This window comes from Anabaenopsis tanganyikae CS-531, assembly GCF_029891675.1.
Lineage (GTDB): Bacteria > Cyanobacteriota > Cyanobacteriia > Cyanobacteriales > Nostocaceae > Anabaenopsis > Anabaenopsis arnoldii.
On record NZ_JANQDF010000060.1, the window covers coordinates 36300 to 53255 of the forward strand.

General features: G+C 43.0%; 19 protein-coding genes. 11 read left to right on the forward strand and 8 right to left on the reverse strand.

Features of this window, described 5'->3' with window-relative positions; genetic code table 11:
- Positions 1–88 precede the first annotated feature (88 nt).
- Positions 89–2698 carry a bifunctional aconitate hydratase 2/2-methylisocitrate dehydratase gene (gene acnB, locus NWP22_RS06265; protein ID WP_271732774.1) on the reverse strand — a complete coding sequence of 870 codons (2610 nt, stop codon included), beginning with the start codon at positions 2696–2698 and terminating at the stop codon, positions 89–91.
- 489 nt (positions 2699–3187) lie between these two features.
- Between acnB and NWP22_RS06270 the strand changes: the two genes are divergently transcribed.
- The 4 genes from NWP22_RS06270 to NWP22_RS06285 all read left to right on the forward strand — a co-directional run bounded on the left by NWP22_RS06270 (position 3188) and on the right by NWP22_RS06285 (position 5458).
- Positions 3188–3508, forward strand: a complete 321-nt coding sequence (locus NWP22_RS06270) for a 2Fe-2S iron-sulfur cluster-binding protein (protein WP_271732677.1) — start codon at positions 3188–3190, stop codon at positions 3506–3508.
- A gap of 99 nt (positions 3509–3607) precedes the next feature.
- The gene (locus NWP22_RS06275) at positions 3608–3796 is read left to right on the forward strand and encodes a hypothetical protein (protein ID WP_271732676.1); all 189 of its coding nucleotides are present in this window, start codon (positions 3608–3610) and stop codon (positions 3794–3796) included.
- The gene (locus NWP22_RS06280) at positions 3793–4869 is read left to right on the forward strand and encodes a DUF3326 domain-containing protein (RefSeq protein ID WP_271732675.1); all 1077 of its coding nucleotides are present in this window, start codon (positions 3793–3795) and stop codon (positions 4867–4869) included. The genes NWP22_RS06275 and NWP22_RS06280 overlap by 4 nt, the downstream gene beginning before the upstream one ends.
- Positions 4862–5458, forward strand: coding sequence for a CPBP family intramembrane glutamic endopeptidase (locus tag NWP22_RS06285; protein ID WP_271732674.1), 597 nt, complete (start codon positions 4862–4864; stop codon positions 5456–5458). Before NWP22_RS06280 ends, NWP22_RS06285 begins: the two co-directional genes overlap by 8 nt.
- 86 nt (positions 5459–5544) lie before the next feature.
- Here NWP22_RS06285 and purN read toward each other — a convergent pair whose 3' ends face one another.
- On the reverse strand, positions 5545–6186 hold the full coding sequence (gene purN / locus NWP22_RS06290; RefSeq protein ID WP_271732673.1) for a phosphoribosylglycinamide formyltransferase: 642 nt from the start codon (positions 6184–6186) through the stop codon (positions 5545–5547).
- Positions 6187–6210: 24 nt separating this feature from the next.
- Between purN and NWP22_RS06295 the strand changes: the two genes are divergently transcribed.
- Positions 6211–7092: a carbohydrate ABC transporter permease gene (locus NWP22_RS06295; RefSeq protein ID WP_271732672.1), complete on the forward strand. Its 882-nt coding sequence runs from the start codon at positions 6211–6213 to the stop codon at positions 7090–7092.
- Between the two features lie 23 nt (positions 7093–7115).
- On the opposite strand, the gene fraD is transcribed toward NWP22_RS06295, so the two are convergent.
- Positions 7116–8159 (reverse strand): septal junction protein FraD, encoded by a 1044-nt coding sequence (fraD, locus tag NWP22_RS06300; RefSeq protein ID WP_271732671.1) that lies wholly within the window; start codon positions 8157–8159, stop codon positions 7116–7118.
- Positions 8160–8204: 45 nt separating this feature from the next.
- Positions 8205–8750, reverse strand: a complete 546-nt coding sequence (gene fraC, locus NWP22_RS06305; protein WP_271732670.1) for a filament integrity protein FraC — start codon at positions 8748–8750, stop codon at positions 8205–8207.
- Positions 8751–9000: 250 nt separating this feature from the next.
- Between fraC and NWP22_RS06310 the strand changes: the two genes are divergently transcribed.
- From NWP22_RS06310 to NWP22_RS06325, 4 genes are all read left to right on the forward strand, one after another.
- A complete protein-coding gene (locus NWP22_RS06310) occupies positions 9001–10137 on the forward strand; it encodes a cob(I)yrinic acid a,c-diamide adenosyltransferase (RefSeq protein WP_271732669.1) in 1137 nt (378 codons plus the stop codon).
- A gap of 127 nt (positions 10138–10264) precedes the next feature.
- Complete coding sequence (locus NWP22_RS06315) at positions 10265–10918, forward strand: class I SAM-dependent methyltransferase (protein ID WP_280801633.1); 654 nt, start codon at positions 10265–10267, stop codon at positions 10916–10918.
- Between the two features lie 17 nt (positions 10919–10935).
- Positions 10936–11448: a hypothetical protein gene (locus NWP22_RS06320; protein WP_271732667.1), complete on the forward strand. Its 513-nt coding sequence runs from the start codon at positions 10936–10938 to the stop codon at positions 11446–11448.
- Positions 11449–11457: 9 nt separating this feature from the next.
- Entirely contained in the window at positions 11458–12345 is an 888-nt protein-coding gene (locus NWP22_RS06325; RefSeq protein WP_271732665.1) for a hypothetical protein, read from the forward strand.
- A gap of 23 nt (positions 12346–12368) precedes the next feature.
- On the opposite strand, the gene NWP22_RS06330 is transcribed toward NWP22_RS06325, so the two are convergent.
- The 4 genes from NWP22_RS06330 to NWP22_RS06345 all read right to left on the reverse strand — a co-directional run bounded on the left by NWP22_RS06330 (position 12369) and on the right by NWP22_RS06345 (position 15708).
- Positions 12369–13130, reverse strand: a complete 762-nt coding sequence (locus tag NWP22_RS06330; RefSeq protein ID WP_271732663.1) for a hypothetical protein — start codon at positions 13128–13130, stop codon at positions 12369–12371.
- Between the two features lie 275 nt (positions 13131–13405).
- Positions 13406–13738 carry an RNA recognition motif domain-containing protein gene (locus tag NWP22_RS06335; RefSeq protein WP_280801634.1) on the reverse strand — a complete coding sequence of 111 codons (333 nt, stop codon included), beginning with the start codon at positions 13736–13738 and terminating at the stop codon, positions 13406–13408.
- Positions 13739–13939: 201 nt separating this feature from the next.
- Entirely contained in the window at positions 13940–14791 is an 852-nt protein-coding gene (locus NWP22_RS06340) for a 3'(2'),5'-bisphosphate nucleotidase CysQ family protein (RefSeq protein ID WP_280793187.1), read from the reverse strand.
- 44 nt (positions 14792–14835) lie between these two features.
- Positions 14836–15708, reverse strand: coding sequence for a sugar kinase (locus NWP22_RS06345; RefSeq protein ID WP_280793150.1), 873 nt, complete (start codon positions 15706–15708; stop codon positions 14836–14838).
- Between the two features lie 31 nt (positions 15709–15739).
- Between NWP22_RS06345 and rsmI the strand changes: the two genes are divergently transcribed.
- Positions 15740–16600, forward strand: a complete 861-nt coding sequence (gene rsmI, locus NWP22_RS06350; protein ID WP_280801635.1) for a 16S rRNA (cytidine(1402)-2'-O)-methyltransferase — start codon at positions 15740–15742, stop codon at positions 16598–16600.
- Positions 16601–16772: 172 nt separating this feature from the next.
- Positions 16773–16949, forward strand: a complete 177-nt coding sequence (rpsU, locus tag NWP22_RS06355) for a 30S ribosomal protein S21 (protein WP_200990068.1) — start codon at positions 16773–16775, stop codon at positions 16947–16949.
- The last annotated feature ends 7 nt before the right edge of the window (positions 16950–16956 follow it).

Here is a 16956-nt window from a genome sequence, read left to right on the forward strand (position 1 = left end):
TGTAATAAAATGAAACCTCTTGTATATATACAAGATATATACAAGAAGATGTTTTTGCCAATTACAGGCTATTCTGGCATGAAACTAACTACCTTGCTGCCCTAGGCATACCTAAAATATCCTCAAGTTTGGGCATATCTTCCACAGCGACAACTCGCCCTTCATCCTCAAAACCAGTGATTTGATCAAAGTTCAAATACCGATACAAATCATCAGCAAAAGGATGAATCTTTTGTGCCACAATATCTAAATATTCCGGCACTGTGGGAATGCGCCCCAGCAACGCACAAACGGCCGCTAACTCCGCAGAACCAAGGTAAACTCGCGCATCTTTACCCATGCGATTATTGAAGTTACGAGTCGAAGTAGAAAAAACAGTTGTCCCATCTGCAACTCGCGCCTGATTACCCATACATAAACTACATCCAGGCATTTCTGTACGTGCATTAGCCCCTTCAAAGATATTATACACACCCTCTTGTTTGAGTTGGTGTTCATCCATGCGGGTAGGCGGACAAATCCACAGGCGAGTTTTCACCACACCAGCACCTTCTAACACTTTACCAGTGGCGCGATAATGACCGATATTGGTCATACAAGAACCAACAAAAACTTCTTGTACCGGGTCATTGGCAACCTCTGATAATAATTTCACATTATCAGGGTCATTAGGTGCAGCGACAATGGGTTCTGTGATTTCATTCAAATCAATGTCAATGATTTCTGCATACTCTGCATCTCCATCAGCTTCCATGAGCGTGGGGTTAGCTAACCATTCTTCCATTTTCGCCACCCGGCGCATAATGGTACGTGCATCGGTGTAACCCCTAGCTACCATATTCTTTAACAGGGTGACATTAGAACGCAGATATTCCGAAATTGTCTCAACACTCAGCTTAATTGTGCAACCTGCACAAGAACGTTCTGCGGAAGCATCGGTAAGTTCAAAGGCTTGTTCTACTTTCAAATTGGGTAAGCCTTCCATTTCCAGAATCCGCCCTGAAAAGACGTTTTTCTTGTTTTTCTTTTCTACGGTCAGCAAACCTTTTTGAATGGCCACGTAAGGAATAGCATTAACAATATCCCGTAAGGTGATACCCGGTTGTAATTCACCTTTGAACCTGACTAATACTGATTCTGGCATATCCAGGGGCATCACACCCAACGCACCCGCAAAGGCTACTAACCCAGAACCTGCGGGGAAGGAAATACCCAAGGGGAAGCGGGTATGGGAGTCGCCCCCTGTTCCCACAGTGTCAGGTAATAGCATCCGGTTTAACCAAGAGTGAATAATACCATCGCCGGGACGTAAGGCTACACCACCACGCTGGGCAAAGAAATCTGGTAGTTCTTGGTGAGTTTTAATGTCTACGGGTTTGGGATAAGCCGCAGTGTGACAGAAACTCTGCATAACTAGGTCAGCACTAAAACCCAGACAGGCTAGTTCTTTTAATTCGTCCCTGGTCATGGGGCCTGTGGTGTCCTGAGAACCAACGGTAGTCATCAGGGGTTCGCAGGATGTCCCCGGACGGACACCGGGTAAACCGCAAGCTTTACCTACCATTTTCTGGGCGAGGGTATAACCTTTGCCTGTATCATGGGGTGGTTGGGGACGAATAAATAAAGTGCTGGGTGATAAACCCAAGGCTTCCCGGGTTTTGTCGGTGAGGGTACGCCCAATGAGTAGGGGGATACGTCCACCAGCGCGGACTTCATCTAGGATGGTTTCGGGTTTGAGGGTGAAGGTGGAAATGACTTGGCCTGCTTGGTTGGTAATTTCGCCTTTGTAGGGATGGATGGTAATTACCATACCGGTTTCTAAGTTACCTACATCGCATTGAATGGGTAAAGCACCTGCATCTTCAGCCGTGTTAAAGAAAATCGGTGCGATCGCACTACCTAAAATATAACCCCCAGCGCGTTTGTTCGGTACATAAGGAATATCATTTCCTAAATGCCACAATACTGAGTTAATGGCAGATTTGCGCGAGGAACCAGTACCCACAACATCGCCCACATAAGCCACAGGATGTCCTTTTTGCTTTAATTCGGCAATGGTTTCTAAACTCCCTGGTTGCCTTGATTCTAGCATGGCTAAGGCGTGTAAGGGAATATCCGGGCGGGTGGTGGCGTGGGTGGCGGGGGATAGGTCATCGGTGTTGGTTTCCCCTGGGACTTTAAATACTGTCACCGTAATCGCTTCTGCTAGTTTCTCACGACTGGTAAACCATTCCGCATTAGCCCAGGAGTCAATTACCTGCTTGGCGTAAGGATTGCTTTGGGATAATTCCAAAACATCATGAAAGGCATCATACACCAACAGAATTTTACTCAGGGCAGTGGCGGCGTGGGCGGCGATCGCTTCATCCCCGGAAATTTGCAGTAAATCAATTAAGGATTGAACATTGTATCCTCCTACCATCGTTCCCAGTAATTCTACTGCGGCGACGGGGGAAACTAAAGGACTGGTAATTTCGCCTTTAGCAATGGCTGTGAGAAATCCCGCTTTCACATAAGCTGCTGCATCTACACCAGGGGGGACGCGATCGCGCAATAAATGTAATAATGTATCCTGTTCACCTACTGGCGGATTTTGCAACAATTCGCCAAGTTCTGAGGTTTGCTTCCCATCCAATGGTAAAGGGGGAATACCGAGTTGGGCGCGTTCCGCAACATGATGACGGTATTGTTCTAGCATTTTGGTGTTCTCCATTGGGATGTTCTCCCCTTAATTATCAAATATTTTTCGGCAAAATTTAGCTATCAAAGTTCACCTGATTTTTATACCTAAAAGCCTCACAGGTAATTGGTTATTAGTAATTTTGTTTTATACTGAAAGTATAGTTTTGACTAATTCAATATCTTTCACCTTTGATATATAGCAACCGCCAAGCAGGTGACAACAAAAACAGATAATGAAACCATTACAAATAGAGAGCTTTAAGCCTATTCCCTGTTCCCTTCTAGAAAAACTTGAGTGTAGGTGAGTTTTTCACCCTCTGGGAAACCGAAACTACAAGGCGAGATGGAGCCGCTTTAGCTCTGTTGTGTAGCTTTAAACCCCCAGGAGAGGTCAATTGCTATCTTTTGGCCAAATTCATCTAAATATTTATGAGAATATCTGCAAGATTTTTAACTAAGTCAGATAATATAATTAATTTGTGCGTGGCATCACCTGCTTTTGTATATGTCGAAAACTTACAACGTTGAAATTCATCACCAAGGCAAAACTCATACTTTACAAGTTCCTGAAAATGAAACAATCTTATCAGTAGCCGATGCCGCTGGTCTAGATTTACCGAGTTCTTGTCATGCAGGAGTTTGTACCACTTGTGCTGGTCAAATTACCGAGGGAACTGTAGATCAAACTGATGGGATGGGCGTGAGTCCAGAACTACAAAAACAAGGTTACGCCTTGCTATGTGTTGCTTATCCCCGTTCTGACTTGAAAGTGGAAACCGAAAAGGAAGAAATAGTTTATCAGCTGCAATTTGGTAAAGACCAATAGATAAGTTATGTTATCAGTTATCAGTACTATGAACTTATTTGATAACTGGTAACTGATATCAGTTATTGTAGAAACTGGAAATATCAAAGATTTACCGCCATGACAACCCATTTTATTACTGCTGAAGTTGATTTACAAGCAACTCCTACTGAGTTGGAAACAGCAATTACAGCGGAATTGCAAAAACAAGGTGAACCCCTGCGTTGGGCGATTACTTCTGTGGATCAAGCACAGCAAAAAGCTGTTGTTGAAGCTGTTGTGACTTTGGACTGTGCATCAGTCGAGTGAATCAACGCCCCTATACAGCCATTTTAATTATACCTACTGGGGTGGGGGCTGCCATTGGCGGTTACGCTGGTGATGGTTTACCTGTAGCTAGAGTTATATCACAGGTTTGCGATCGCCTCATCACTCACCCCAATGTCCTCAATGGTGCAAGTTTGTATTGGAACCTCCCCAACACCCTGTATGTGGAAGGTTACGGACTTGACAAATTTGCCTCTGGATGCTGGGGTTTACGTCCCGTGCGTAATAATAAGATAGGTTTACTTTTAGACCAAGGTATAGAACCAGAGTTACGGCTCAGACACCTACAAGCGGCAGATGCTGCCAGAGCTACCCTGGGTTTAACTCTTACAGACTATGTAATTACAGATGCGCCAATAAACGTAGAATTACGGTTATCTAAGTCCGGAGTTAGTTGGGGAACCATTGGCAACCCTGACAGTCTCCTTAGAGGGGCAGAAATATTAATTAACAAAGCCGGCGCAGAAGCGATCGCCGTTGTCGCCCGTTTCCCCGATGACATGGATGAGGAAGCAGTACAAAACTACCGTCATGGCCAAGGAGTAGACCCCTTAGCGGGTGCGGAAGCAGTAATCAGCCATTTAATCGTGCGCACCTTCCAAATACCCTGCGCCCACGCTCCAGCCTTAGCAACCGCACCCCCAGACCCCTATTTATCACCTCGTTCTGCCGCCGAAGAATTAGGTTATACTTTTTTACCATGTGTACTTGTGGGTTTAAGTCGCGCCCCCCAATTTATTACAGAAAAACAGCCAACTACATCTTTACCAGATGATATTTGGGCAGATGAAGTAGATGCAGCCATCGTACCTGCAAATGCTTGTGGTAGTAGTGCCTTAATCAGCTTAAATCAAAAGCCATGCCAAATTATTACCGTAGCAGAAAATCAAACCCTGATCCAGGTTCCTGCCCTGGCTTTAGGAATCACAGCCATGCAGGTAAACTCATATTTAGAGGCCGTAGGTGTAATAGTAGCCCATAAAGCCGGCATCAATCCTGCCGCCCTCAGTCCTAAAATATCCTCATTGAAGCCAGTAATTACAAATCGTGGTTGAACAACAAAATCAAGAACCAGAAATTCCCTACTTGACACGCACCCAAGTATTAGTAGCTATGGGGGTGACTGCAATTGTGTTGTGGATAGTCGCCAGAGTGTGGTTAAGCTATGGCGATGTTTACTTATTAAGATGGTACTGGTCAGCAAAAGATTTACTCTTAGGCTTAGGGCTAGGTTTAATCATCGCCGCCTTAAGTGGTTTAGCTTATCGCCTTTATCCTCCCTACCGTCAAAGCGCAGACTATTACCTCAACATAGTCATCAAGCCCTTAGCTTTACCCGACCTAATCTGGCTAGGCTTACTCCCGGCCTTAAGTGAAGAACTTTTATTTCGGGGAGTGATGCTACCAGCCCTAGGCCTAGATAATGTAGCCGTAATTGTATCTAGTCTAGCCTTTGGTATTTTACATCTAAGTGGACCCCAACAATGGCCCTATGTAATTTGGGCAACTATCATTGGCTTAATGCTGGGGTTTAGCGCCTTGCTCACCGGTAACTTGTTAGTGCCAATTATTGCCCACATGATCACAAATTGGATTTCCGGCTTTTTCTGGAAATTCCGCCAAACCAAAATGGATCAAACATAATCTACTCAAATGAGATTTATCTTTGTTCATCTGTGGTTCAATTCGACCTAAGTTAAGATATGAGGTGTCGCACTTGTACCAGTTAACTACCTTTGCGCCGCTAGTGCGATCGCCTGTGGTAAAATAATATGTTCCTGAATTTGAATCCTAGCGTGGAGTGTTTCGACTGTATCCTCAGGTAATACTGGCACCGCCGCTTGGATTAATATCGGACCACTGTCTACTTCCAAACAAACTAAATGTACAGTACAGCCAGTAATTTTTACTCCAGATGCTAAAGCCTGTTCTACGGCATTAATGCCTTTAAAACTAGGCAGTAAACTGGGGTGAATATTAATAATTTTGTCTGTAAAAGCATCAATTAACACTGGTGTCACCAAACGCATCCAGCCAGCCATAATCACCCAATCGATATCATACTGCTGCAAAGTCTTGACAATTGCACCATCAAATGCTTCGCGGCTGCCGTAGTCACGGTGATTTAATAATACAGCGTCCACCCCCCGATTAGCCGCCCGTATGGCAGCTTTGGCTAAGGGGTTATTATAAATTAAAACCTCAATTTGAGCGTTTAATTGCTCATCTGCGATCGCTTGGGCAATCGCTTCAAAATTACTGCCACTACCAGAAGCCATAATCCCTAATTTTAAGGGCTGACTGAGTGATAAAAGGCGTTTACTAATACTGGGAGCAACCAGGCTAAGGGTAGAATCAGGGCAAAGAGTCATAACAGCAAAGAGGAAAAATGATAAATGCCAAAAACATATACTAAGTCCTGGTTAGATAATGATACCTTTGCGGCTTGGATTTTTTTGTCTCCCGCCCTGATTTTACTGATCATCTTCATCATTTGGCCCATCGCTTATTTGTTCTACCTCAGTTTTACTGCTGGTAGTTTCACCTCCGCAGGTACTACTTGGGTAGGTTTAAGGAATTATTGGCGCTTGCTACTGACCCAAGATTTTTGGCAAGTCTTAGGTAACACAATTTATTTTACCGTTGCCACGGTCATTCCCAGTTTAGTTATTCCTTTGGGGCTAGCAGTACTATTAGACAAATCCCTGGCGCTGCGGGGACTGCTCAGGAGTGCCTATTTTCTGCCTTCCATTATCTCTCTTGTCGCCGCCGGTTTAGGTTTTCGCTGGTTATTTCAAACAACTGGCCCCGTCAACGGATTTTTAGACTTACTGGGCATTGTACCCATTCCCTGGTTAAGTAGCACAGTTTGGGCTATGCCAGTATTAATTATTTTGAGTATCTGGAAACAACTCGGTTTTAATATGGTGGTATTTTTAGCCGGGTTGCAAGCAATCCCCCGCAGTCGCTATGAAGCAGCAGAACTAGATGGGGCTAATGCTTGGCAACAGTTCGGGCACGTTACCCTACCGGGACTACAACCTACTATAATATTTGCCATAGTTACTACAGCAATTTTTACATTGCGAAGTTTTGAGCAGGTTTATGTAATTACCGGCGGTGGTCCCCTCAATACTACTAACTTGCTGGTTTACTACATTTACCAAGAAGCTTTCGCTCAATTTGATTTTGGCTACGCCGCCGCCGCAGCTACAGTATTGTTAGCTTTTACTTTGGTGTTTGTTTATTTGCAGTTACGAACTTGGGGGGATGATTAAACCACAGCCAAAACCTCATCCCCTCAACGCTTGGCTGGTACTTCATCCGCAATAAATTTACTCAGGCGATCGCATTCAATTTCTGCAACTGTATTTTTTACCTCTACCTGTCCGAGACTCACGGGAGTTCTGGTAGATACTGCTATTGGTTCAATCCGACAAGATTTTTGTAAAAAATACCCCTTGGGGTCTGAACTAGGTCCTAGCCAGATACTGAGTAAATCTAATCCATATCCAGATGGAATATTAGCTACCCGCGCATCCGTACTCCATAATTTACTTTCCTCATATTGTCCTAGTTTCTCATTGATGACTTGATTACCTAAGTTGCTTACTTCATTTGTTGCATCTAGTAACCATCTTTCCACTTGTGACCAAGGTGTTTTATTTAATTGTTGTTCTACTTTTATTTGTATACCATCGAGTATATTTACACCATTTTCTGGGATCCGGTTTTTTTCTGTTGTTTCTGCTTGTGCAATTCTCACCACAAAGCTACTACGCTCAAAATTATCTGTGAGTAAGGTGGGATATTTTGTTAACCAATTATCCATGACAAAGTAAAACTGAATCCAGCAACTAATTAACATACAACTAGCCACCAGAACTATGATTTTTTCCCGAACTTCTGGTTTAGGAATTTTTGCTGTAGTCTTGGTTTCGGTACCTTCAATAAACTCTGGAATTGCTGTAATTATTCCCGATATTGTTGGCCAGAGAACAACAGTTCTGGGTGTAATTACATCCTCTGGATGACCAAAGGCGAAAGTACTAACTAAAAACCCGGTTATTACTGCTCCCACTGGCATAAAAGTACCAGGAACTCTTAAAGGATCATCAGTTGTATACCAGGCAGTACCAGCAATTAAAAACAACCACCCTAAAAATGCAATTATAATTTGCACATAACCTACAGCTAGCAGTGAAAGTCCCCAAGAATAAAAACTCAAGTAAATTAATGTCTGCCAGGAATAAGCTTTCTTTGGCACAAATAACTTTCTAGTTCCCTCAAAAATCCCGACAATAAATTGAAAAAGTAGTAAAACATCTTTAAATAAGGTTTGCATCCTTCACTCCTCTTATCTGTTCAAAATTATACAACTGTTTTAAGTCTACTTCCTGCTCAAAAATATAATTATGGTAATCACACTGTAACTCAGTGAGTTCGCGATTAATATACTGGTAACTAAATTTGTATTTTGTAATCTAGCAATGCTGGTCACCCGCCATTTTAAGCGACTATTATCTGGTGTTTTTGTATAGATATTTATCAAGTCTTCTTTTAATGAGAGTATGAGAAACCTCAAAAGAAAGAACTTCATGAAAAAGGTAAAGAAGAAGATTGTAAAAGCCGTGAAAATAAGAACGCCCTGACTAGCTTCTGATCTAAAAGTATTAAAAAATATGTAACTTATTAATTCTGACTTTAAATTGAGGGGTAATACTGGTTCTAGTAAAAAAAATATCACCCAACCAATAGTACTGGAAAGGAGATTTATAGATATGGCGTAAAAAGTACTAGTTTTTTTGTCGAATTTTAGCCTTTGGTTTAAAACGTATGCTTCTATAGGAATGGCGGTTAGTAAAAATAAAAATCCAAACAAAACTGCACCGAGGGGTAGGATTTTAGGAGTTGTGAGATTTTCAAGTCCAAGCATAAATTATCGATTTGGATAGGTGTAATTAGGGCAATGATCCGGTAGTTATCCTGGTCTGCCAGTATAACCTGATTTATTCTGGAGTAGGTAAGTCCTATGCAATTTGAGAGTGGATAAATTTTTAGGAATATCTATGCAGCAAGAATTCCCAGGCATACCAGAGTTTTTAGTATGAAATTATACTATAATATAGAGTATAGCAGGGTTATGGTAAAATTTTGGATATTCCCACGTTACAGCTTTTCAAGAAATGACAAGGAACGGCATCGGTATTCGCACAGCGCAAGTGCGTCCTGAACGGCTCACAGGTCAAATTCACATCTACGACGGTGCGGGTAAAGGTAAGTCCCAAGCAGCTTTAGGGGTAGTTTTGCGCTCAATTGGCTTGGGAATCAATACACCGGGGGATTCCAGCCGCGTTTTACTGTTGCGGTTTTTAAAAGGGCCAGAACGGGATTATGACGAGGACGGAGCGATCGCAGCTTTACAGAGGGGTTTTCCCCATTTAATTGATCAGGTTCGCACCGGGAGAGCGGAATTTTTTGGACCAGAGGAAATCATCTCTTTCGACCGAGAAGAAGCGGCGCGGGGTTGGGATGTAGCCAAAGGAGCCATTGCCTCTGGTTTATATTCCGTTGTAGTATTGGATGAAATTAACCCGGTTTTAGATTTGGGTTTACTAGGGGTGGATGAGGTAGTACGGACATTGAAATCTAAACCCCAAGAATTAGAAATCATCGCTACTGGACGCGCTGCACCCCAAGCTTTACTTGATATTGCCGATTTACACTCGGAAATGAAACCCCAAGACCACCCCATAGCTAAAGAACTTTTTCTAGATGGTATTGAAATTTATACCGGGGCTGGCAAGGGTAAATCTACGAGCGCATTAGGTAAAGCCTTACAGGCAATTGGTAGGGGAATTAATCACCCCGGCTCTACACGTGTATTAATTATGCAATGGCTCAAAGGAGGAAGTGGCTATACGGAAGACTCAGCCATCGCCGCTTTACAGCAATCATATCCAGAAGTAGTAGATCATCAACGCTGCGGTCGAGATGCAATCGTGTGGCGCAATTCTCGCCAGGAATTGGACTATGTAGAAGCAGAAAGAGGATGGGAAATTGCTAAAACCGCCATCGCTTCGGGACTCTACAAAACCATCATTCTTGATGAACTTAACCCCACAGTAGACCTAGAATTACTTCCGGTTGAACCCATAGTTCAAGCCTTACTTCGCAAACCCCGGGATACCGAGGTTATTATTACTGGACGCTGTCAACAACAACCCGCCTACTTTGATTTAGCTAGCGTTCACTCTGAGGTATACTGTCACAAACATTATGCGAATCAAGGTGTAGAACTAAAGCGGGGGGTAGATTTTTAAGTCATGGAGAACAGCAATTTACTGGATTTAATCACCGGAGGGGTTGCGATCGCTATTCTGTTGGGTGGTATGTTAATGATGTTTACTACGGTATTTACCACTAAGAAAGGTAAAAAATAGGGTCATTATGCTCCTCAAACCCGAAGAAAGGCAAAAATTAGACAACACAGACGACCAGGTATTTTACGACTATCCCCGCTTCGTCACCCATGTAGATGAGGGATTTATTCAACAGCTAACGGATTTATATCGCGATCGCCTGCGCCCTGACACGCGTATATTGGACATGATGAGCAGTTGGGTATCCCACCTACCACCAGAGATGGAATTTAGCCATATTGAGGGACATGGACTCAACGCCGAGGAATTAGCACGTAATCGTCGTTTAAATCATTACTTTGTCCAAAATTTGAATCAGCATCCCCAACTACCCCTACCAGACCAGAGTTTTGATGCGGTTCTCAATTGTGTTTCTGTGCAATATATACAATATCCAGAAGCCATATTTTCAGAAATTTATCGTATCCTTAAACCTAGTGGTGTAGCAATTATCAGCTTTTCTAACCGGATGTTTTTTCAAAAAGCGATTCAAGCTTGGCGAGATGCTTCCGAACCCGCTAGGGTGGAATTAGTGAAGCAGTACTTCACCTCAGTACCGGGATTTACAGTTCCAGAGGTAATTGTGAATAAATCCACTGTGCCAAATTTTTTACAGTGGTTAGGTGCTGGTGGTGGAGATCCATTTTATGCTGTCATAGCACACCGCATTGCTGAGATTTGAAACATCAGGAACAAACAATGAATTTCCCTCGCGTGTCTAAAATTTTCGCTGGGTTGGTAATATCAGTATTAATACTAGCTACCGCCTGTACCCCCGCAGAACCGGGACGTTTTGACCAGGTACAGCAGGAAAGTACTCAGCAAAAACGAGGTCAAGCAGTTGTAGAAACTGCTACTCAAGGGGGAGAATTTAATAAATTCTTTCCCGTAGCTAGTGATGGTTACCAAAGAGTATTTACCCAGGAGAAAAAAGGTTTTGCTGAAGCTAAATTAAAGAAAGATGGTCAAGATGTAGCTATGTTAGCTATTTCTGACACCAGCAGCACACCAGCAACAGCGGCCAGCTACTCTAATAGCACTATGACAATTGCTGGTTATCCCGCGCGGGAAATTGGCCAGACTCAAACAGCAATATTGATAAATAATCGTTACCAAGTAAAAGTATTATCCCGCGATCCATCATTTACCGCCAGCGATCGCGCAGATTGGATAGAGAAATTTAATCTTGATGGTCTAGCTAAATTGAACTAGGAGATTTTTGTGAACAAACCAATTTTTGAGTTAGTTGATGAACTTCCAACTAGGGGGTTAACAGTTTCCATGTTAAATTCCCTAGATTTTATCGCTCCTGGTGAGTGGCAAAATACCGTAGGCTTTGTCAACACCATTAAAACTGTAACTGGGGAAACTGATGAAGATTTAATTCAACAAATTGGAGAAAGGGCGATATACCTGTACAATGACAGATCCCAAGGATACCAACGGGCTATGTGGCTTTATCAAACTGTGGACAGGACAGATACAGCCCTAGGTACAGCAGCATTAGCTAACAAGGTCGGTGAAAAAATACCTCTGTTGGGTTTTTTAAACAATATCACCCCCAAAGCCGACAAAGCCCAAACTATTGATTTGTGCCTAAAATTAGTAGTAGAGTTAGTAGCATTCTGCCAAATTAATGGGATTCCGGGGGACAGTATCGGCGATTTTGTCGCTTCTTTGGGTGAGTATGCTGGTGAGTCCCTGATTCGCATGGTAGCTTTAGTTTGTGTCGATGGATTATTACCCCTAGGTCCAGACTTTATTTACAAAGCATTATCTGCACTATCTAGCATGAATCCCCAGGAATTAGCGCAAAACTCGACTTTCCAAGGTATTCAAGATGCGATTCCCGGTAACAATGTTGGGAGTAAGTTGAACTTCATTGGCGAAAGCTTTGACTCCGTTAAAGGTTGGATGGGGGGGTTAGTTACCCAAAATAATTTAACGCCACAAACAATAGTTGGCAATTTGCAAAATTTTGTGCAACTGGCCGATGATAAGTTAGATTATCTGGCGGCTTTTCTAGATGTAGCTACCAATTACTATGAACACACAGGTACACAAACCTTGGCGAGACGATTGATTTCCCGCGCTGTAGCCGAGATTTAACCCATTCCAGCGGGTGGATTCCCTCACATCGGTAATTTTAAATTGGAAGCGATGGCCGAAAAGTAAGCTTGAAAAATTGCTAAATTTTCCAGTTCCTCAAATTTACCTGTAACAGAGTCAGCGCCAAAAGCTGTAGTCATCACGTAAATAGCCGTACCGTCGAAGGTGACATGACTAATATGTAACTCTTCGACTCCACCCTCTGGACTGAGTCCCACAAACCCGTAGCGTATTCCCTGGAGTTTACCAACTAATGCGGGTTGTGGTGGGTAAGCTGAGAAAATAATTTTGTTTCCATGGACATCCCGACGGTCTTTGACAAAACTAGCGTTGAAATCAGCCACCCAAGTCTGGAGTGCAATTAATAACTTGTTTTGGTAATCAGGACTTTGGTAATCTAGCTGAGAACCCAGGGGAATACCCGCGTCTGTGAGATTTTTTTGAAATTTTTGATTTTCTTTCACCGGATAAACTCCGATTTCCACGGTACCCAAAAGTTTCCCTTGGGAAGAAACGCACAGCAGGGAGGGGTTTACCTGACAAGGGACAACTTCCCAGCCCTTGGGTGTAGGTGTTTTACCCAAAATTTTCTGCCAAGTATTTCCTTCCATGGTACTAGAAGTAATTCCAGTAGTGGTTTGAGAAGGACTGCTGTGAGTTGTCTCTACTACAGAATTGGGCTTTTCTACTACCTCAGCAGAAAAATTAGGGAGAATAGTTTTTACTCCCACCGGGGTTAAAGCTAATAAAATAGCACCGAGAACAAGATGATAAACGCGCAACATTTTTCCTGATAATCTTGAGCCAAAACTTGCCGGGTAATTATATTCACCACACCCTGTAAATATAAAAGATATATATTTATGGCTATTAGTTCCGCCAATGCTTAAAGAGGTCTAATCATCTTACAGGTTGAGCAAAAATGAGATTATCAGTCCAATCACTCTGCCAAATCGATACAAAAATATACATTACCATAATTACATCCCCCCCAACATAAAGTAAATTTATAATGGGGGGGCTAAGGGTCATTTGGGAACTACTAAGGCAATGTTAGGGATTAGTAGCGTCCACCGCGACCCCCACCGCCACCGTCACGACGGTTGTTACCCCAGTTACCGCCGCCACCACCACGTGTGGAACTTCTTTCCTCACGTGGTTTAGCTTTGTTCACTTTTAAATCACGTCCCATCCACTCAGCACCATCAAGAGCCTCGATGGCGGCTGTTTCCTCTGCGTCTGATTCCATCTCTACAAAGGCAAAACCACGGGGACGACCTGTTTCCCGGTCGGTGGGTAACTGAACACGATTAACCTTTCCATATTCCTGAAAAGCTAGCTTCAGGTCATCTTCTGTCACCTGATAGGATAAATTGCCGACGTAAATTGACATAGAATGTCTCCGAATTCCGAGAAGTGTAGAGAGTTAGATTCGGAGAGGCGCTTTTTAGAAACCAAAAGGAGTTACTCCACCGAAAATAATCTTTATACCCACGAATATAGCACAGCATTTTTAAATCTTCTCAGGTTGATTCAGTTCATAGCTTTTAAGCTTAAGGATGGTACTTTTTTACTCACAGAGGGTAGTAAAAACTTAACTTTGACACTCTCTCATTAACTTTTCTGCGGTCTTACATAGCTGTTGATGATGTTCGCCATTACTCGCCAGCAAACCACCCCACTGATTAATATCTTGGGTGTTGTATTGCAACAAACTGCCATCGAAGTGAGTAAACTTACCACCAGCTTCTGTTAAAATTAGTTCAGGGGCTGCTATATCCCAGTCCTTAGGGGCAGATTTCCCGGAAAGGGAAATATAAATATCCGCCTGTTTTTCCAGGATTGTGGCAATTTTGCAACCTACACTACCAACAGATTTCTGATTTTGACAAGGTAAATTTTGTAATAAATAATCTAAAGGTTCATTGCGGTGAGAGCGACTGACCACTACAGTTAAATCTTCTATAGGCTTACCGGAACAGACCTGTATAGGAAAACATTGGTCACGGGTGGCGACAAAAGTACCCCCTCCCTTAGTCGCAAAGTATAACTTTTCAGCTTCCGGAATAGCAACTACAGCTAAAACTGGACGTGATTCCTGGACTAAGGCGATGTGAATCGCATAATCGCCAGTTTTTTGAATAAAATCTCGAGTACCATCTAACGGGTCAATAATCCAAACCCATGGAGAGGATTGCTTACCGAGTGGTGATTGATAGGTCTCCTCGCTGATATAGGCAAAATCTTGATTACCTAAAGCCCCTTGTAGCTCCTCGATAATATATCGACTCACAGCCACATCTGCAACAGTTACAGGCTCATTGTGTTTGTACTGTATATCAAGATCGGGATTTTTGGCAGTGCCATGATAATAAGACCTGAGTAGATCAGAAGCACCCCAACTAACTTCAAGAGCGATCGCCAATATTGCTTGTAAATCCTTCATTCCCCCCTCTTCATCTGTGTTCATCTGTGTTGATCTGTGGACAATTACGAAACATCCATCCACCGACGAGTACCAAAAAATCGACAAGAATCAGCCGAAATTGTCGCAGATACTGCCAGGGCATCCATAAAACTGCCCTCTAAAATATAATGACAGAAAGCACCGTGAAAAATATCTCCCGCTCCCAGGGTATCAACAGCTCGAACCTGAGGGACATCCACAGCACCCATTCCAGTAGAACATAAATATGTAATGGGTTTCTCCCCGTGAGTAATAGCAATGTAGGGAATATTAAATTTACTCAGGTAAGTCAACACCTCACCCTCGGTGTTGCAGTCAGGGGGATAGAAATTAGCCGAACACAGGGCATAATCAACAAAAGGTAAAACTTCCTCAAATCCTGGTTTCCAACTACCACCATCAATGACTACTGGGATATTTTCAGCTTTAGCCATTGCCGCTATGCTCAGACCAACGGCCATTTGATGCCCATCAATTAGTACAATATCAATATCTTGTAAAATATTTGCCGGGATAGATCCACTATTAGCTTGCGTTTTGGCTGCATTGAGAGAAATTACAGCTCTTTCACCTGTGCTTTGGGTGATGATAATGGAAGATACAGGTGGTGCTGTAGTCATACTAGGCTGAAGATCAGCGATCGCCACTTGATACTTTGCCAAATCTCCCCGAATCAGTTGGGTCATGGGATGACAACCCAGCACCCCCAAAACTTGAGTTTGATTACCTAAATAACTAAAGGTGACAGCGGCATTGGTAGCCGGTCCACCAGCTGCTAAAGTATAGTCAGTAGCGACAATTTTCTGATTATTTCTGGGGGTAGAATCAGCGAGGTAAATTAAATCCAAAGTCATTAAACCCACAAATAAACCCCGGTGGGATCTGAGATTATTCATGTGTGTCACCTAACGCTAATTTTTTTTACTCATGCAGACTGAACCCAAACCAGGAACACTTTACATTGTTGCTACACCCATTGGCAACCTGGAAGATATGACTTTTCGGGGGGTGCGCATTTTGCAAACAGTAAATTTAATCGCCGCGGAAGACACTCGCCATACTGGGAAACTATTACAGCATTTTCAAATTAAAACCCCTCAAATAAGTTACCATGAACACAATCGCCAAAGCCGTATCCCGGAATTATTAGAGTATATGGCAAATGGCCAGGCCATAGCTCTGGTGAGTGATGCGGGAATGCCTGGTATTTCTGATCCTGGTTATGAACTGGTGATAGCTTGTATTGATGCAGGAATAACAGTCGTGCCAATTCCTGGGGCCAGTGCGGTGATTACCGCTCTGAGCGCAGCTGGGCTACCTACAGATAGATTTGTGTTTGAAGGCTTTCTTCCAGCTAAAGCAGCAAAACGGCGGGAGTATTTAGACTCTCTGCAGACAGAATCCCGCACCCTAATTTTCTATGAATCTCCCTATCGGTTGCAAGAAAGTTTACAAGACTTGGCAACAGTCTGGGGTGGCGATCGCCAGATTGTGCTGGCACGGGAGTTAACTAAATTATACGAAGAATTTTGGCGGGGAACCATTGCCGAAGCTATCGCCCATTACAGCCAGCGTGAACCCCAAGGCGAATATACCCTACTTGTGGCCGGAAATCCCCCCGTCCATCCCCAATTAACAGAGGAACAACTCAAAGCTGAATTACTTCAGATCATGACTCAGGGAATATCGCGATCGCAAGCTAGCCGGCAATTAGCAAAAATTACCTCTCTTCCTCGCCGTCAGCTGTATCAACTAGCCCTTTCTCTGGGCAATGATAACGAGCAATAATTGTACCATAGATTTGGTGATTTAACAACTGTATATTCAGTGTAATTACAATTAATGAACTCAAATAGAAATTTAATAAATTGCCCCTAATGCCGACTGTACCTTGGGATGTTTGCCTGAGTTTGAGGCTAAAATTGCAGTGGAAAGTATTGATTATGAGGATGCGGTAAGAATGACCCAAGTCGTTCTAGGAGAAAACGAAGGTATTGATTCAGCTTTGCGTCGGTTTAAACGCCAGGTGTCTAAAGCTGGTATATTAGCTGATGTCAAGTTTCATCGCCACTTTGAAACACCTCTAGAAAAGCGCAAACGTAAGGCGGTATCAGCTAGACGTAAGCGAAGGTTTTAATAAACCT

Excerpts from the sequence above, each read along its gene's own strand:
- acnB (WP_271732774.1), bottom strand. The coding sequence starts at position 2,698 with ATGCTAGAACAATACCGTCATCATGTTGCGGAACGCGCCCAACTCGGT.
- NWP22_RS06270 (WP_271732677.1), top strand. The coding sequence starts at position 3,188 with ATGTCGAAAACTTACAACGTTGAAATTCATCACCAAGGCAAAACTCAT.
- NWP22_RS06275 (WP_271732676.1), top strand. The coding sequence starts at position 3,608 with ATGACAACCCATTTTATTACTGCTGAAGTTGATTTACAAGCAACTCCT.
- purN (WP_271732673.1), bottom strand. The coding sequence starts at position 6,186 with ATGACTCTTTGCCCTGATTCTACCCTTAGCCTGGTTGCTCCCAGTATT.
- NWP22_RS06295 (WP_271732672.1), top strand. The coding sequence starts at position 6,211 with ATGCCAAAAACATATACTAAGTCCTGGTTAGATAATGATACCTTTGCG.
- fraD (WP_271732671.1), bottom strand. The coding sequence starts at position 8,159 with ATGCAAACCTTATTTAAAGATGTTTTACTACTTTTTCAATTTATTGTC.
- fraC (WP_271732670.1), bottom strand. The coding sequence starts at position 8,750 with ATGCTTGGACTTGAAAATCTCACAACTCCTAAAATCCTACCCCTCGGT.
- NWP22_RS06310 (WP_271732669.1), top strand. The coding sequence starts at position 9,001 with ATGACAAGGAACGGCATCGGTATTCGCACAGCGCAAGTGCGTCCTGAA.
- NWP22_RS06315 (WP_280801633.1), top strand. The coding sequence starts at position 10,265 with ATGCTCCTCAAACCCGAAGAAAGGCAAAAATTAGACAACACAGACGAC.
- NWP22_RS06320 (WP_271732667.1), top strand. The coding sequence starts at position 10,936 with ATGAATTTCCCTCGCGTGTCTAAAATTTTCGCTGGGTTGGTAATATCA.
- NWP22_RS06330 (WP_271732663.1), bottom strand. The coding sequence starts at position 13,130 with ATGTTGCGCGTTTATCATCTTGTTCTCGGTGCTATTTTATTAGCTTTA.
- NWP22_RS06335 (WP_280801634.1), bottom strand. The coding sequence starts at position 13,738 with ATGTCAATTTACGTCGGCAATTTATCCTATCAGGTGACAGAAGATGAC.
- NWP22_RS06340 (WP_280793187.1), bottom strand. The coding sequence starts at position 14,791 with ATGAAGGATTTACAAGCAATATTGGCGATCGCTCTTGAAGTTAGTTGG.
- NWP22_RS06345 (WP_280793150.1), bottom strand. The coding sequence starts at position 15,708 with ATGAATAATCTCAGATCCCACCGGGGTTTATTTGTGGGTTTAATGACT.
- rsmI (WP_280801635.1), top strand. The coding sequence starts at position 15,740 with ATGCAGACTGAACCCAAACCAGGAACACTTTACATTGTTGCTACACCC.
- rpsU (WP_200990068.1), top strand. The coding sequence starts at position 16,773 with ATGACCCAAGTCGTTCTAGGAGAAAACGAAGGTATTGATTCAGCTTTG.